Consider the following 14,131-nt stretch of genomic DNA (forward strand, 5'->3'; position numbering starts at 1 on the left):
TGCCGCTGGGCCGCCTCCTCGTCGAGTGTGCAGTCCGCGCCCGGGCCCAGTCCCGGTCGAGTGTGCACTCCCCGCCCCCGGCAGGTTCCTCCTCGTCGAGTGTGCGGTTTGCGCCCAGGCCCAGTCCCGGTCGAGTGTGCACTCCGCGCCCGACGCAAACGGCACACTCGACCAATGGTGGGGTGGCCCGGGGAGCCAGCCGAGCGGTGGCAAACGGCATCGCCTGTAAAGGTTTGGCTGGGATGCGGTCGGTGGCTCAGGACGGCCTCGCTGCCCCGAGGCCGCCGGCGCGTCCGAGGGCGATGGCTTCCTCTCGAGTGGCCACCCCGAGCTTGCCGAGCATGTCCGAGAGGCGGTTGCGAATCGTCTTCGGGGCGAGGAACAGCTTCGCGGCCACCTGCGACGTCGGCACCCCCCGCACCAGCAGATCGAGGATCTCCAGGTCGCGCGCGTCGAGCGCGGCCAGGGCATCGGCCCGCGGTGCGTGCGCGGCTGCCGCGACCACCGCGGCGGAGGCGCCAGTGCCCAGCACGAGGGCTCCGCCTGCGGTGGAGTGGATCGCCGCAAGGATGTCCTCCGGATCGGAGTCCTTGAGCAGATAGCCGTCCAGCCCGGCGCCGAGAGTGCGCAGCACCGCCTGGTCGTCCTGGTGCATGGTGAGCACCAGCGCCCTGAGTCCGGGCCACCGATGTTTCAGTGCGGCACCGAGGTCGATGCCGTTGCCGTCTGGCAGGTCCAGGTCGACCACCGCGACGTCCGGTTCCTGCGTCGACGCGAGCGCCGCGGCGACGGTGCCGACTGCGCCGACCAACGAGAGATCGTCGTCGGACTGGACCAGGGCCGACAGCCCCGACAGCACAATGGGGTGGTCGTCGACGAGCAGGACCCTGATCATGCCGCCCCCCGCACGGGCAGCTCGACGTGGAGTCTCAGACCCGACCCCGGACGACCTTCGACGGCGAGGGTCCCGCCGAGGTTCTCCGCGCGGCGGCGCAGCGAGGTGAGACCGAAGCCGGGGGTTACCGGCCCGCCTGTCCCGTCGTCGAACACGTCGACGGTCACCTGCCCTGGATGTGCCGCACAGACGCGGACGTTCACGTGGGTCGCCTGTCCGTGCCGGAAGGCGTTGGTGACGCCTTCGGCGACCGACCTGTAGACCGCCACGGCGACGGCCGGGGGCGGCTCCAGTTCGCCGTCGAACTCGACGGCTACATGTCGCCCCTCCCCGTCGAAACTGGCACACAGCCGCGACAGCGCCGCGCCCAAGTCGGTGCCGTCGAGTGCGGCGGGTGCCAGGTCGGTCACGAGCCTTCGAAGGTCGGTGCGCGCCACGCTCAGCTGGCTCGCGAGTGACTCGAGCAAGGGGGTCGGTTCGGTGCGCAGGACTGCCTGCAGTCGCATGCTCATCCCCGCGAGCACCGGGCCGAGGCCGTCGTGCAGGTCCCCCAGGACCCGATGACGCTCGGCATCCCGCTCCCTGGCCACGTCCTGCTCGGCATGGCTCGCGTCGATCGCGAGGGCCACCGCCCGACAGACAAGGGCGAGGGTCGGGACCAGCTGCTCGACGGTGCGCACCTGGCGAGGCTCCGGACCCTCTGGGTCCGCAGCGTCCAGCAGCAGCGTGCCCACCCGGTCGCCACCGACGACGAGCGAGTGCGACACCCAGTTGGGTGGGACGTCTGGCTGGTCCTGGCCGAGGACGACCGTTGCTCCCCGATGACCACTGCAGGCAGCGACGAGGTCGGACGCCTTGCCGAGCAGCTCGCGAGGATCCGTCAGGTGGTGCAGGTCCGCGGTGATGGCCGCAACGTCGGATGGCGCGAGCACCCCGGTGCCGTAGCGGCGTTCGAGCCACCATCGCCGGACCAGCCGCGCCCCCGGCCAAGCCAGGGCCGCCGACGTGACCGCCGCGAACGCCGCCGACAGCTCGGGGGCCGGGAGCCCGGCCCGGTTGGCCACGACCCCCACGGCGACACCGACTCCCGCGCCGATCCCCATCGGGATGATGGCGGCAGCGACGTCGACGAGTGGCTCGTCAAGGGGGCGCAGGTCGTCGACCGTGACGAGCCGAACGACCAGGCCGGACAGTCCCCAGAGACCCAGCGTCATGATCACGGCCGTGGTGCGCGCGTCGACCGCCAGCGGCGCAAGGGCCAGTGCCGCCAGGAGAACGGCCGTCCACACCAGCAGCCAGCACTGGCGCCGGCGCGCCTGCCGGTTCGGTGCGAACCCGGCAGCCGCGATGATCGCCGCACAGGCCACGAGCACCGGAACGAAGCCGGCTGCCCGCCAGGTCCGCTCGAGGCCCTCCCACACAGGTGCGCCCTCGGCCACGAGGGCAACGACGAAGACCACGACCGGGACGAGCGCCAGCACCGTCATGACAATGCCCAGCCGCGCGTCCCGGCGGCTGTCGATGAGCATGGCCGCCGCCAGGCCCAGGGCCGGCCAGCCGGCGCTGTACAGCGCCCCAGTCGGAACGCCAGTCTCGTTCAGCCCCATCAGGGTCGGTAGCGCCCCGACGGCGACCACCGTTGCCGCCACGACGACGCCGATCGGCACACCCCGCGCAGCGGGCGACGCGCTGTCCACGGGCCCATCATCCGCCCAGAGAACTGTCCGCGGGGCGAGTCCGCCTCAAGTGGGGACGCCCAGAGGATGACCCCGGGACGGAGCGGGACGGAGCGGGAGGCGGCGGGACACGGCGGGACGGAGCGGGATGCAGGCGGCCGTCAATGGTCTGGCGGGCGGGACGCCGCACGACCCACCGTGTTGCGTAGACCCCGGACGGGCCGGGGCACCGACCCTGGAGATCACCATGACAACCCATGAAGCATCCAGCCAGACACGAACCGGCGAGGGTCGATTGTCCCCCGCACTGCTCGTGGGCGGCGCCTTTGCCCTGTCCACCGTGTTGAGCGTCCTGATGCACGTCGGCCAGATCGTGTTCACAGACGCGGACCCTTACTCACCCAGTGGCGCCGTCGAGAGCATCGTTGCCACGTCGATCGTCGGTGGTGCGGGACTCGTGCTCGCACTGGCGATCGCCCTGCCCCTTTCCCGTGACCCCGAGCGCGCCCGGGTCGGCGCCATCGTGCTGGGATCGTTGAGCGTCGTGTCGCTCGCCGTCTTCTGGTCCGGGGCTCCCGCCGTGCTCGGTGCGGCGGCCGCCTGGCTCGGAGGTCTGGCCAAGGGCAGCCACCCGCAGACCGGCACTGCGCGTGCGTTCGGAGTGGTCGGGCTCGTCATCGCCATCCTCGTCATCGTCGCCACGACGTTCGGCGGCATCGTCGGCTCGATCTCGCGCTGAAGGGAGCCGGACATGTCTACGCGATCCAACCTCGTTTCAGCCACGGCTGCTGCCGTGCTGCTTGGGGGCGTGATGGCTCCCAGCGCGATGGCCGGCCCGAGCAACGCCAATACGTTCGTCGTGGACCTGCACTGTTCGGACCAGAGCCACTACGCGGCGACGGTGGTGGGAACCGCGTCGGAATCGGCCGCGGTGCACGTGGTGGGCGGCAATTCGGTGCTCACCCCCACAGTCTTCCAGTGGCACGTCCTCGTCACCGACGCCTCCGGCCGGGTCCTGGACGAGACCCTCTCAGCGCCAGAGCCGGTTCATGGCGCCTCGGGCACGCGGCTCAAGACGGTGTCATGCAGCTTCACCCAGTTCGCCTACCACGACTGGCCCGACGTCGGCGCCGTGACGATCCAGGTCACCGGCTTGGTCCAGGCCCTCAGGCCCAACTGACCCGTCCTGTCACGGCACGTCTCGTCACCGCACGGCCCGCTCCGCCAGGAGGCTGAGCACGGCCCAGACGATGGGCACCACGACGATGAGGGAGTCGAGGCGGTCCATGATCCCGCCGTGCCCCGGCAGGACGTTCGACATGTCCTTGATGCCGAGGTCGCGCTTGATGAGGGACTCCATGAGGTCACCGATCGTTGCGGCGATGGCCACGGTCACTCCGAGCGGGATGCCGATCCACCACGGGTGCTCGAGGAAGAAGTGGATGGTGAGCGAGCCGGCGAGGATGCAGAGGAGGACCGACCCGGCGAACCCCTCCCACGACTTCTTCGGGCTGATGGTCGGGGCGATGGGATGCTTGCCGAGCATGACGCCCGCCGCGTAGCCACCGATGTCACTGCACACCGCGGTGATCAGGAAGACGAACATCCGGCCCACGCCGTCCGGCGCCGCGAGCAGGAGGACGGCGAAGCCGACGAGGAGCGGCGGGTAGGTCGAGATGAAGATGCCGCCGAGGACGTCGCCGCCCGCGCCGTCGAGGCGGCCGCCGCCTCTCCAGAGCACGATGACAGCGCAGGTCACGACCCAGGCGGTGACCAGGCCGGCCGGGCCGTGGACGTAGGCGGCCCACGTCATGCCGACCATGCCCAGGACAGCGGGCACGAGCGGCGCCCGCACGGCAACATTGCGCAGCGCGACGTGCAGCTCCCACATGCCGATGGCGACGGCGACCGCCATGAGGACGAGGAAGGACTCCTTCCTCACGAGCAGCGTCGTGATGATGAGGGTGCCGAGGACGACACCGACGCCGATGGCGGCCTTGAGGTCTCGGCCGGCCCGCGAGACCGGGGGCACTGGCTGCTCTGACGGAACTGGCGGATCGGGCACGGCGGCGCTGGATGGGGTGGTCATGGACACGTGCGCTGTCTCTGGGGCCGCACGGCCTCAGACGTCGCGCAGCTCGGACTCCTTGTGCTTGACGAGGGTGTCGATGAGGTCGGTGTGCTTCTTGGTGAGCGTCTCGAGCTCCTTCTCCGCCCGAGTGCCATCGTCCTCGCCGACCTCGCCATCCTTGACGAGCCGGTCGATGTCGGTCTTCGCCTTGCGGCGGATGTTGCGGACCGAGACGCGGCCCTCCTCCGCCTTGTGGTGGGCCAGCTTGATGTACTCCTTGCGCCGCTCCTCGGTCAGCTCGGGCATGACGCAGCGGATCAGGTGGCCGTCGCTGGCCGGGTTGACGCCGAGGTCCGAGTCACGGATGGCCTTCTCGATCGCGTGCAGGGCCGACTTGTCGAACGGGATGACCAGGATCGTGCGCGGCTCCGGGTTCTGGAAGGACGCGAGCTGCTGCAGCGGCGTCGGCGCCCCGTAGTACTCCACGAGGAGCTTGTTGAACAGGCCGGGGTTGGCGCGACCGGTCCGGATGCCCGCGAAGTCCTCCTTGAGGACCTCGATGGCCTTGTCCATCTTCTCCTCGGCCTCGAACATCGTCTCGTCGATCATGTCTCTCCCTTCCTCGTCCTCGTCATCGTCACCGTCCGCACAGGGTCTTGGCCGGGGACCACGTCATCGCCCGGTGTCAATCATGCTCACGCGTTGGTGACCAGCGTGCCGATCTTCTCACCCAGGAGGGCGCGCGTGATGTTGCCGTCGCCTTCCATGCCGAACACGACCATCGGCAGCTTGTTCTCCTTGCAGAGCGAGAACGCCGCCGCGTCGACGATGCGCAGCCCGTTGGCCAGTCCCTCGTCGAAGGTCAGGGTGTCGTACTTCGTCGCGGAGGGGTCGGTCTTCGGGTCCGCCGAGTAGACGCCGTCGACGCCGTTCTTGGCGATGAGCAGGGCGTCGCACTTCGTCTCGAGCGCCCGTTGGGCGCTCACCGTGTCGGTCGAGAAGAACGGCATGCCGGCGCCGGCACCGAAGATGACGACCCTGCCCTTCTCCATGTGGCGGATCGCCCGGCGGGGTATGTACGGCTCGGCGACCTGCTGCATGGCGATGGCGGACTGGACCCGCGTCTCGACGCCTTCCTTCTCGAGGTAGTCCTGGAGGGCGAGGCAGTTCATGACGGTGCCGAGCATGCCCATGTAGTCGGCCCGGGTGCGGTCCATGCCGCGCTGCTGGAGCTCGGCGCCACGGAAGAAGTTGCCGCCGCCGACGACGACGCCGACCTCGACGCCGCCCCGGACCGCCGCGGCGATCTGCTTGGCGATCCCCGCGACGACGCTCGGGTCGACGCCCACCTTGCCGCCGCCGAAGGCCTCACCGGAAAGCTTCAGGAGCACCCTCTGGAACCGGGTGTTGCGGGCGTCGGTCATGACGGAGCCTCCTTGGTGGCAGCGTTCCGGCGGTCGCCCGATCCTTCCACATCCGGGCCGCCGCGGTTGCATCGGCGTCTCAGCCGTCGCCCACCAGGGTGACGAGGGTCTCGGCGAGGCGCGCGTAGTCGTCCTCGTCGTTGTACGCGTGCGCCGCGAGCCGCACGAACCCGCGGCCCCCGAAGGACACGGGCGGGACGACGAACCCAGCGGCGTACAGCTGGTGCCACAGCGCCTCGGCCGCCTCCTGCGTCTCCGCCACCCCGTCCGGGAGCGGCACGAGCGTCATGCACGGAGCAGAGGGTATGCCGCCGAGCTCGCTCCCAGCCCCCAGCGCCTTGGCCACGTGGTCGGCTCCACGGCGCAGGAGCGCGGCGTTGCGCTCGACCTGGTCCCACCCGCCGAGGCGCTGCCAGAAGTCGATGGCATCGGGGATCGCGAGCCAGGCGGAGTGGTCGACGGTGCCCTGGAGGTCGAAGGAGGCGGGGTAGGGCTCGCCGTGGCTCCATGAGGTCACGACTGGGCGGAGGTCGATCCGGCGCTCGGGGTCTGCCCAGAGGACGGCCGCCGACCGCGGCGTGAAGGCCCACTTGTGGAGGTTGCCGACCCAGAACGCGACCCCGAGGGCCTCGATGTTGAGGTCCGGGAGGGCGCCGGGCACGTGGGCGGCGTCGACGAGGACCGGGACCGGAGCGACGGCTGCGGCCACCTCGGCCACGGGCAGGAGCAGCGCGGTCGGCGACGTGATCTGGTCGATGACGACCAGGCGCGTTTCCGGAGTGAGCGCCTCCGTGAACGCCGCCACGATGTCGGTCGTCGTCGCGGCCGCGTCGAAGGCGGCCTCCCGGACCGTGCCGCCGTTGGCCTGCACCGCCCAGCTCACGGTGGGATAGCCGTGGTTGCTCACGACGACGTCGTCGCCCCGTCCGACATGGAGGGCCCGGAGCACGATGGCGACGCCCTCGGACACGTTGCGGACCAGCGGGGCGGAGTCGGCGGCGAGTCCGAGGAACGCTGCCGCCGTTTCCCGGGCGGCCGCGAGCTGTTGGGGCAGCTCGTCCCGGAACGCTCTCATCGGCGCGACCTCGATCCGGGCGCGAGCGCGGTCCTGCGCCTCACGCACGACGCGCGGGACCGCACCGAAGGCGCCGTGGTTGAGGTGAGTCAGGGCAGGGTCGAACTCGAACAGGTCGACGACATCGGCACGCACCCTGCCATCTTGCCCCAACCGTGGGGTCGCTCCGTTCAGCTCCCGATGCCTTCACGGAGCGCCGTGGAGCACGCCGTCGCTTCGTAGCCCGGCAGGGGGTCCATGCCCAGGTCGCTGGCCCGGGCACGCCCGAGGTTCCAGCCGAGGGCGTCGTCGGGCCCCGGCAGGCCGTGCGAGCTGATGATGCAGGCAGAAAGGTCTTCGGGCAGACCGGCGCGAATGGTCGGGGCAGCGTCCGCTCCGAGCGTGGCCAGATAGGCGACGTCGAGCTTGCCGGTCGCGTGGTACCGGTCGATGTTCTGCTGGGCCACCCACGCCTCCGTGTTGGCCAACCCGATGACGAGGACGATGAGGGCCCCCGACAGGAGCGCGGCGCGCGGCAGCCAGCGTGCCGACAGTCGGATCCCGGCAAGCAGGACGAAGACGAGGAGCAGCCCCATCCACAGCTCGAAGGCGTCGACGAGGACGCGCAGCACGGTGAAGCCGTAGGCCTCCTGGTACACGTGCATCCGGTAGAGGGCCGAGGCCACCACCACGAGCGCCAGCGCACAGAGCAGGCCCAGGGCGATCCGGAAGGTGAGCCTGTCCGGAGCTGTCCCGCGCGGCGCCTTGCGGGCGGCGATGGCGACCGTGAGCAGGGTGAGGAAGGTGACGGCCGTCAGCTGCCCGAAGCCCTGGTGGACGTACTCGGCGTAGGAGAGTCCGGTGGTCCGCTGGACGTAGTCGTGACCACCCCACATCGCCGTCGCCTGGGCAACGACGAAGATCGCGAAGGTGATGATGACGAGCCCGACCGGGACGAGCCACTCCCAGGCCCGGGCCACCCGGCGCCCCTCCGGCAGCGCCAGCCTGTCGACGCGGGGCGGGTTGACGGCGACGTAGGAGGCCGCCAGGACCGTTCCGGCGACGACGAAGGCGACGAAGAAGCGGGCGACGAGGCTGTCGACCGCGAAGTCGGGCAGAATCGCCTGCGCCCACGAGCCGAAGACCGCGTCCCCTGAGGCGAACAGTCCCCCGAAGAGGACGAGCGCCACGACCGAGATCGCCGCAGTTCGCACGACCGGCCAGAGGATCGACACCTTGGACATGGCATTGAGGGTGCGTCCGAGCAGTGGCAGACCACGGACACCGGCCAGGACCCACGAGACCCAGCCGCCGACCATCGAGGCGAGGCCGCGCGCGTCGGTGAGGGCGGTCAACGCAAGGAGCCCGGCGACACCGACAGCGACGACCGCGAGCCACTCGGCCGCTCGCAGCACGACCAGGCTCGTGAGGGCGACGGCGAGCAGTGCAGTGACCTGCATGGCGCGCTCGCGCCGGTGGACCGAAGCCGTGAAGACGAGAGCGGCGGAGAGCAGCAGGATGGCGAAGGTCGCCACGCCGAGGTTCCGGTCCGGGACGACGAGGGCAGCGAGCAGACCGATCCCCACCGAGCCCAGGACGAGGCGCGGCTGCGGGGCGAGTCCTCGTTCGGGCCAGAGGTCGCCGAAGACCGAGTCGACGAACGGCGGGGCGGGGACACCGGCAGGCTGCGACGGAGCCGGGTTGGGCGACACGGGGACGGTGGTCATGAGGCGCTCCTTGGGGATGGGTGCGGCGGGAACGTGGTCGGCACTCGCGACAGTGGCGGGCGGGCGGGTCACAGCCTTGGCGGGATGGCGTGGGAGGACGGCGCGGATCCGGGCACCCGTGGCGCCGGCCTCCGATGGCAGGACCGCGATGGAGCCTCCGTGCAGCTCGCACACCCAGCTCGCGATGGCGAGCCCGAGCCCGGTGCCGCCGCCCGAGTCGCCCCACGACCCGAAGCGGTCGAAGACCCGGACGGCCCGGTCCGCCGGAATTCCCGGCCCCTCGTCGGCGACCTCGAGCATCCATCGCTCAGGGTCGAGGGCACCGGCCCGGACAGTGACGGAGCCCCCAACGGGGCTGTGGCGGACGGCGTTGTCGAGGAGGTTGGCGAGCACCTGCGCGAGGCGGTCGGCGTCCCCCTCGACGATCAGGTCGTCGCCGCCATCGCCCGCACGCTCCGCACCCTTCTTGCCGTTGCGGCCACCATCCCCGTCGACCACGGTGCGGAAGCTGATCCGCCGCTGGTCGGCGCCTCCGGCCGTGGCCTCGGCAACGCCCTGCGCGACGAGCCCCGCCACGTCGACGGGCGCGAGCGACAGCGGCTTGATGCCGCCGTCGACGCGGCTGAGGTCGAGGAGGTCGGACACGAGCTCGCTCAGGCGCTCAGCCTGGGCGAGGGCGGTGCGGAGCGCGGCGTCGTCCGGCGAGACGACGCCGTCGACGAGGTTCTCGAGCAGTGCCTGCTGGGCCGTGAGGGGCGTGCGCAGCTCGTGGGACACCGTGGCGATGAGCTGGCGGCGCTGCTGGTCCGACGCCGCGAGGTCGGCCGCCATGGTGTTGAAGGCACGCGCCAGCTGGCCCACCTCGTCGGCCGAGGTGTCCGAGACCCTGCGTGAGTAGTCACCGGTGGCCATCGCCGCGGCTGCCGAGGTCATCTCCCGCAACGGTGACGTCATGCCGCGTGCCAGCCACTGGACGACGCCAAGTGCACCGACGATGGTGACCGGGACCGTCAGCCAGACCGGGACGCCGGCCCGGTCACCGACCTCGGAGACGATCGACGCCGCGACGATGCTCAGGCCGACGAGGACGGCGAGCTTGACCTTGATGGACCTCAGTCCGTCCAGGGGGCGATCCGGGTTCACGACCCGACTCCGAAGGCATAGCCCACCCCGTGCACGGTCCTGACCCGGTGTGCGCCGATCTTGGCGCGGAGGGACTTGACGTGGCTGTCGAGGGTCCTCGTCCCGGAGGCCTCCGCCCAGCCCCAGACCTCGCGCATGAGGTCCTCGCGGGACCGCACCGTCCCGGGCTCCTCCACGAGCGCGACGAGCAGGTCGAACTCGAGGGGCGTCAGGTGAACCGGGCCGCCGTCGACCGTGACGCGACGACCGGCCCGATCCAGGACCAGGCCGTTGACGGAGATGGCCGGCTCTCCCTGCGCCGCCATCTGGCGGGCCCGCTCGACCCGCCGAAGCAGCGCCCGGATCCGCGCCACGACCTCACGCATGCGGAACGGCTTGGTCACGTAGTCGTCGGCTCCGACTCCGAGGCCGACGAGCAGATCGGTCTCGTCGTCCCGGGCCGTCAGCATGAGGACCGGCACCGGCCGCTCCGACTGGATCCGGCGGCAGACCTCGAGACCGTCGAAGCCCGGAAGCATGATGTCGAGCACGACGAGGTCCGGGCGGTGCTCGAGGTGGGCGGCCACGGCACCCGGCCCGTCGAAGGCCTGCACGACCTCGAATCCCTCGGCACGGAGGCGGTCGGCGACCGTCTGGTTGATCGTCGGGTCATCCTCGACCAGGAGGATTCGGCTCATGCGTCGAGCCTAGGAGCGCGGCTGCGGGCGAGCTGCGTGCGCCGTCTGGAGATCGTGTGAAGATCCGGCTGGGGCCCGGTCCTAGATGAAGAGCAGCTGGGCGCCTGCGGTCATCTCGATGAAGTCCGACGCCGAGATGATGCCCTCGATGTCGTCCCGCAGGTCCGCTTCGGTGAGGTGATTCATCTCGGCGGACAGTCGGCACGCCCACAGGTGACCACCCGAGGCGACGATCTGGTCGAGGAAGTCGGGCACCTCGGGGATGTCGAGCTCGGCGATGGCCTTCTTGAGCTGCGACGTGGCGAGGTGGGTCATTCCGGGGATGCCGCCCAGTCCCTGGGGCAGGTGCATGGCGGTGTTGCCGAGCAAGGTCGCCTTGAGGCTGCTCTGCGTCTTCTTGTTGATCATGTCAAAGCCCCAGAAGGTGAAGAACAGGTGCGTCTCGATCCCTTCACCCAGGGCAGCGTTGCCGAGGATCAGCCCGGGATACGCCATGTCGAGCGTGCCCTTGCTGCAGATGATGGCGAGCTTGCGGCCCGTCGACTCCTCGTCGTCGAAGTTGGGCACGACGAGAGGGGCGCCCTCAACGGTGGTGGTCATCACACACATCCCTTCGGCTTCGGTACGCCCGCGACGTACGACATCTTCTTGGCCGGCTTGCCCGGGAACATCGTGAACAGCTGCTTGACCGGCAGGCCTGTCTGGGTGCTGACGCGCCGCAGAGTGGGGGTCTCGCCCTGCGCCTTGTAGTCGTCCCGCAGGAACTGGACGAGCTTCCAGTGCTCGTCGCTCATGGCGACTCCGATGAGCCTGGCGAACTCGGCGCCGAGCTGCTCGTCCCAGTCGTCCGGATTCGTGAGGAAGCCCTCGTCGTTGACCTCGACCTGGTGGCCGGCGATGGTGGTGGTGGGCATGGTGCTGTGTCCTTTCGGCTCAGGCTGCCGGGATCTTGCCCGACATCGACATGTTTGACGGCAGTCCCAAGGGTCGGCCGGGGAGGAGCATGTTCCAGTAGATGTGCCGGAACGCGAGCTTGCCGAGGTGGTTGGCGCGCGACTCCTTGAGCAGGGTCATCGGTCCGACCTTGGGGACCGGGAAGGTGCCGGTGAGCGGCTGCGTGTCGTAGTTGAAGTCGAGCAGCAGGGCCTTGCCGCCGCCGGACTCGACGAAGCAGTTCGCGTGGCCGTCGAACGAGTGCGTCATCGGCTTGCCCGCAATGAGCTGCAGGAAGTTCTCGACGAAGACCTCGACCGAGAAGTGGGCCACCGAGCCGGCCTTCGAAGTCGGGATGTTGCTGGCGTCGCCGAGGGCGAAGATCTCGGGGTGCTCCGTGGACTGCATCGTGTGCTTGTCGACCGGGACGTAGTTGAGGTCGTCACCGAGGCCGGAGCGCGCGACGAACTCCGCGCCCATGTTGAGCGGGATGGTCACGAGCTGGTCATACGCCACCTCGCGCTCGTCGTAGGAGACGAGGACCTTGCGCTCCTGGTCGATGCTCTCGACCATGAAGTCGGTCTCGACGGCGACTCCCCGCTCCTCGAGCAGGTGGCCGAGCTCCTTGCTCGCGACCGGCTTCGTGAAGGCTCCGTCGAGCGGCGTGACGAAGACGAGCTCCGTGCGCTCTCGGATCCCCCGCTGCTTGAGGTAGTCGTCGGCGAGGAAGGTGAACTCGAGCGGCGCCACCGGGCACTTGAACGGCAGCTCCGTGATGTGCACCACGAGGCGGCCACCGGTGAATCCGCGCAGCTGGTCGCGGAGGGCGACCGCCCCGTCGTACGTGTAGAACTCGCCCACCGAGCGGTGCCACTCATCGCCGAGCATGCCGGGCGTCTGGTCCGGGCGCGGTGTCGTGCCCGAGGCGATGACGAGGTAGTCGTAGGCGAGCGTGCGGCCGTCCGTCAGCGCGACGGAACGGGCCTCGGGGTCGACCGTGTCGACCTCGGCCAGGACGAGCTCCACGCCATCGCCGATGAACGCGTGCTTCGTCTTGCGGACCTGCTCGGGCGTGTTCATCCCAAACGGGATGAACAGGTAGCCGGGCTGGTAGTCGTGGATGTCGGTCTTGTCGACAACCGTGAGCGACCAGTCGGTCTTGGGAAGGCGGCGCCGGAGCTTGTTCGCGACCATCGTTCCGGCCGTGCCCGCGCCCAGCACCACGAGTGACTTCTTCGTTACGGTGGCCATGTCTTCATCCCATACCCGGAGGGGTATGAATGGAAGAGTTTCGACCTGTGATCTACGACAATACGTAGTAGATGATCTCACCAACCCATCCAGACAGCCGTATGCCGCTCACCTGGGTCAAGTGAGCGGCATACGGTAGTGCCTGGCGGGGTCTAGGACCTCACTGGCCGACGCGGAAGCGCGCGAAGGCAGTGGCCTTGGCGCCGCCCTCCTCGAGCACCTTCGCGACGGTCTTCTTCGGCTCCTTGGCAAACGGCTGCTCGAGCAGGACGTTCTCCTTGAAGTAGCCGTTGACGCGGCCCTCGACGATCTTCGGCAGGGCGGCCTCGGGCTTGCCCTCCTCCTTCGCGGTGGCCTCGGCGACGCGACGCTCGTTCTCGACCGTCTCGGCCGGGACCTCCTCGCGCGTCAGGACGGAGGGGCTGAACGCCGCGATGTGCATCGCGACATCCCGGCCCACCTGCTCGTCGCCACCCTCGAGGGCGACGAGGACGCCGATCTGCGCGGGCAGGTCCGGCGACGTCTTGTGCAGGTAGGAGACGACCTTGTCGCCCTCGAGGCGCGCGACGCGGCGCACCTCGATCTTCTCCCCGATCGTGGCGTTGGCCTCGTCGAGCAGGTCCTGGACCGTCTTGCCCTCCTCAATGGTGCTCGCGAGCAGGGCCTCCGTGTCGGCGGCCCGCGCGGCCACGGCCTGGGCGAGGACCTGGTCGGCGAGGGCGATGAACTTCTCGCCCTTGGCGACGAAGTCCGTCTCGCAGTTGACCTCGACGAGGGTCCCGACGCCGTCGTCGGCCTGGGCCGCGACGAGACCGTTGGAGGCCGAGCGACCCTCACGCTTCGTGACGCCCTTGAGGCCCTTGACGCGGAGGATCTCGACGGCCTTGGCGCGGTCTCCCTCGGCCTCGTCGAGCGCCTTCTTGACGTCCAACATGCCCGCGCCGGTCTGCTCGCGGAGCGCCTTGATGTCAGCGGCGGTGTAGTTCGCCATGCTCAGATTCGCTCTTTTCGTCTGTGGTACGTGAAATCAGGAAATCGACTGCGCGACAGGCGGGCTCAGGCCTGCTCGGCCGGCGCCTCAGCGGCCCGGGCCACCGGGACCTCGAGCGGGGCCTGCTCGGCAGCGTCGGCCTGCAGGGCCTCGGCGGCCTCAGCCGTCGCCGCGACGGGCTCGGCGGGAGCCTCAGCAGCCGCAGCCTCATCAGCCGGAGCCTCGGCAGCGGGCGCCTCAGCAGCCGGAGCCTCGGCAGCGGGCGCCTCAGCAGCCGGAGCCTCGGCAG

The 14,131-nt window shown here is 70.0% G+C and carries 15 protein-coding genes; 2 read left to right on the forward strand and 13 right to left on the reverse strand.

Annotated elements, in window-relative coordinates; translation table 11 throughout:
• Positions 1–256: 256 nt before the first annotated feature.
• Both VJN29_RS07610 and VJN29_RS07615 read right to left on the reverse strand, forming a co-directional pair.
• A complete protein-coding gene (locus VJN29_RS07610; protein ID WP_324143023.1) occupies positions 257–895 on the reverse strand; it encodes a response regulator transcription factor in 639 nt (212 codons plus the stop codon).
• The gene (locus tag VJN29_RS07615; protein ID WP_324143024.1) at positions 892–2,592 is read right to left on the reverse strand and encodes a sensor histidine kinase; all 1,701 of its coding nucleotides are present in this window, start codon (positions 2,590–2,592) and stop codon (positions 892–894) included. Before VJN29_RS07615 ends, VJN29_RS07610 begins: the two co-directional genes overlap by 4 nt.
• 226 nt (positions 2,593–2,818) lie before the next feature.
• On the opposite strand from VJN29_RS07615, the gene VJN29_RS07620 reads away from it, so the two are divergent.
• Entirely contained in the window at positions 2,819–3,310 is a 492-nt protein-coding gene (locus VJN29_RS07620; RefSeq protein ID WP_324143025.1) for a hypothetical protein, read from the forward strand.
• Between the two features lie 12 nt (positions 3,311–3,322).
• The gene (locus VJN29_RS07625) at positions 3,323–3,751 is read left to right on the forward strand and encodes a hypothetical protein (RefSeq protein WP_324143026.1); all 429 of its coding nucleotides are present in this window, start codon (positions 3,323–3,325) and stop codon (positions 3,749–3,751) included.
• 24 nt (positions 3,752–3,775) lie between these two features.
• Here the strand turns inward: VJN29_RS07625 and VJN29_RS07630 are convergent, their stop codons facing one another.
• The 11 genes from VJN29_RS07630 to VJN29_RS07680 all read right to left on the reverse strand — a co-directional run.
• Positions 3,776–4,660 carry a phosphatidate cytidylyltransferase gene (locus tag VJN29_RS07630; RefSeq protein WP_324143027.1) on the reverse strand — a complete coding sequence of 295 codons (885 nt, stop codon included), beginning with the start codon at positions 4,658–4,660 and terminating at the stop codon, positions 3,776–3,778.
• Between the two features lie 33 nt (positions 4,661–4,693).
• On the reverse strand, positions 4,694–5,251 hold the full coding sequence (gene frr / locus VJN29_RS07635; RefSeq protein WP_324143028.1) for a ribosome recycling factor: 558 nt from the start codon (positions 5,249–5,251) through the stop codon (positions 4,694–4,696).
• A gap of 86 nt (positions 5,252–5,337) precedes the next feature.
• A complete protein-coding gene (gene pyrH, locus VJN29_RS07640; RefSeq protein ID WP_324143029.1) occupies positions 5,338–6,066 on the reverse strand; it encodes a UMP kinase in 729 nt (242 codons plus the stop codon).
• Positions 6,067–6,145: 79 nt separating this feature from the next.
• Positions 6,146–7,276, reverse strand: a complete 1,131-nt coding sequence (locus VJN29_RS07645) for an aminotransferase class I/II-fold pyridoxal phosphate-dependent enzyme (RefSeq protein ID WP_324143030.1) — start codon at positions 7,274–7,276, stop codon at positions 6,146–6,148.
• A 35-nt stretch (positions 7,277–7,311) separates the two neighbouring features.
• The gene (locus tag VJN29_RS07650) at positions 7,312–9,990 is read right to left on the reverse strand and encodes a DUF4153 domain-containing protein (protein ID WP_324143031.1); all 2,679 of its coding nucleotides are present in this window, start codon (positions 9,988–9,990) and stop codon (positions 7,312–7,314) included.
• A complete protein-coding gene (locus VJN29_RS07655; RefSeq protein ID WP_324143032.1) occupies positions 9,987–10,667 on the reverse strand; it encodes a response regulator transcription factor in 681 nt (226 codons plus the stop codon). Before VJN29_RS07655 ends, VJN29_RS07650 begins: the two co-directional genes overlap by 4 nt.
• Before the next feature lie 81 nt (positions 10,668–10,748).
• Positions 10,749–11,267: a DsrE/DsrF/DrsH-like family protein gene (locus VJN29_RS07660; protein ID WP_324143033.1), complete on the reverse strand. Its 519-nt coding sequence runs from the start codon at positions 11,265–11,267 to the stop codon at positions 10,749–10,751.
• Positions 11,267–11,581 (reverse strand): TusE/DsrC/DsvC family sulfur relay protein, encoded by a 315-nt coding sequence (locus tag VJN29_RS07665; RefSeq protein ID WP_324143034.1) that lies wholly within the window; start codon positions 11,579–11,581, stop codon positions 11,267–11,269. Before VJN29_RS07665 ends, VJN29_RS07660 begins: the two co-directional genes overlap by 1 nt.
• A 19-nt stretch (positions 11,582–11,600) precedes the next feature.
• The gene (gene sqr / locus VJN29_RS07670) at positions 11,601–12,851 is read right to left on the reverse strand and encodes a type III sulfide quinone reductase, selenoprotein subtype (protein ID WP_324143035.1); all 1,251 of its coding nucleotides are present in this window, start codon (positions 12,849–12,851) and stop codon (positions 11,601–11,603) included.
• Between the two features lie 160 nt (positions 12,852–13,011).
• A complete protein-coding gene (gene tsf, locus VJN29_RS07675) occupies positions 13,012–13,842 on the reverse strand; it encodes a translation elongation factor Ts (RefSeq protein WP_324143036.1) in 831 nt (276 codons plus the stop codon).
• Positions 13,843–13,907: 65 nt separating this feature from the next.
• Positions 13,908–14,131 (reverse strand): hypothetical protein (locus VJN29_RS07680; protein WP_324143037.1); only part of this gene is annotated, 224 nt, incomplete at its 5' end.

It is taken from the genome of Intrasporangium sp., assembly GCF_035280925.1.
Classification (GTDB): Bacteria; Actinomycetota; Actinomycetes; order Actinomycetales; family Dermatophilaceae; genus Intrasporangium.

Excerpts from the sequence above, each read along its gene's own strand:
- VJN29_RS07610 (WP_324143023.1), bottom strand. The coding sequence starts at position 895 with ATGATCAGGGTCCTGCTCGTCGACGACCACCCCATTGTGCTGTCGGGG.
- VJN29_RS07620 (WP_324143025.1), top strand. The coding sequence starts at position 2,819 with ATGACAACCCATGAAGCATCCAGCCAGACACGAACCGGCGAGGGTCGA.
- VJN29_RS07625 (WP_324143026.1), top strand. The coding sequence starts at position 3,323 with ATGTCTACGCGATCCAACCTCGTTTCAGCCACGGCTGCTGCCGTGCTG.
- VJN29_RS07630 (WP_324143027.1), bottom strand. The coding sequence starts at position 4,660 with ATGACCACCCCATCCAGCGCCGCCGTGCCCGATCCGCCAGTTCCGTCA.
- frr (WP_324143028.1), bottom strand. The coding sequence starts at position 5,251 with ATGATCGACGAGACGATGTTCGAGGCCGAGGAGAAGATGGACAAGGCC.
- pyrH (WP_324143029.1), bottom strand. The coding sequence starts at position 6,066 with ATGACCGACGCCCGCAACACCCGGTTCCAGAGGGTGCTCCTGAAGCTT.
- VJN29_RS07655 (WP_324143032.1), bottom strand. The coding sequence starts at position 10,667 with ATGAGCCGAATCCTCCTGGTCGAGGATGACCCGACGATCAACCAGACG.
- VJN29_RS07660 (WP_324143033.1), bottom strand. The coding sequence starts at position 11,267 with ATGACCACCACCGTTGAGGGCGCCCCTCTCGTCGTGCCCAACTTCGAC.
- VJN29_RS07665 (WP_324143034.1), bottom strand. The coding sequence starts at position 11,581 with ATGCCCACCACCACCATCGCCGGCCACCAGGTCGAGGTCAACGACGAG.
- sqr (WP_324143035.1), bottom strand. The coding sequence starts at position 12,851 with ATGGCCACCGTAACGAAGAAGTCACTCGTGGTGCTGGGCGCGGGCACG.
- tsf (WP_324143036.1), bottom strand. The coding sequence starts at position 13,842 with ATGGCGAACTACACCGCCGCTGACATCAAGGCGCTCCGCGAGCAGACC.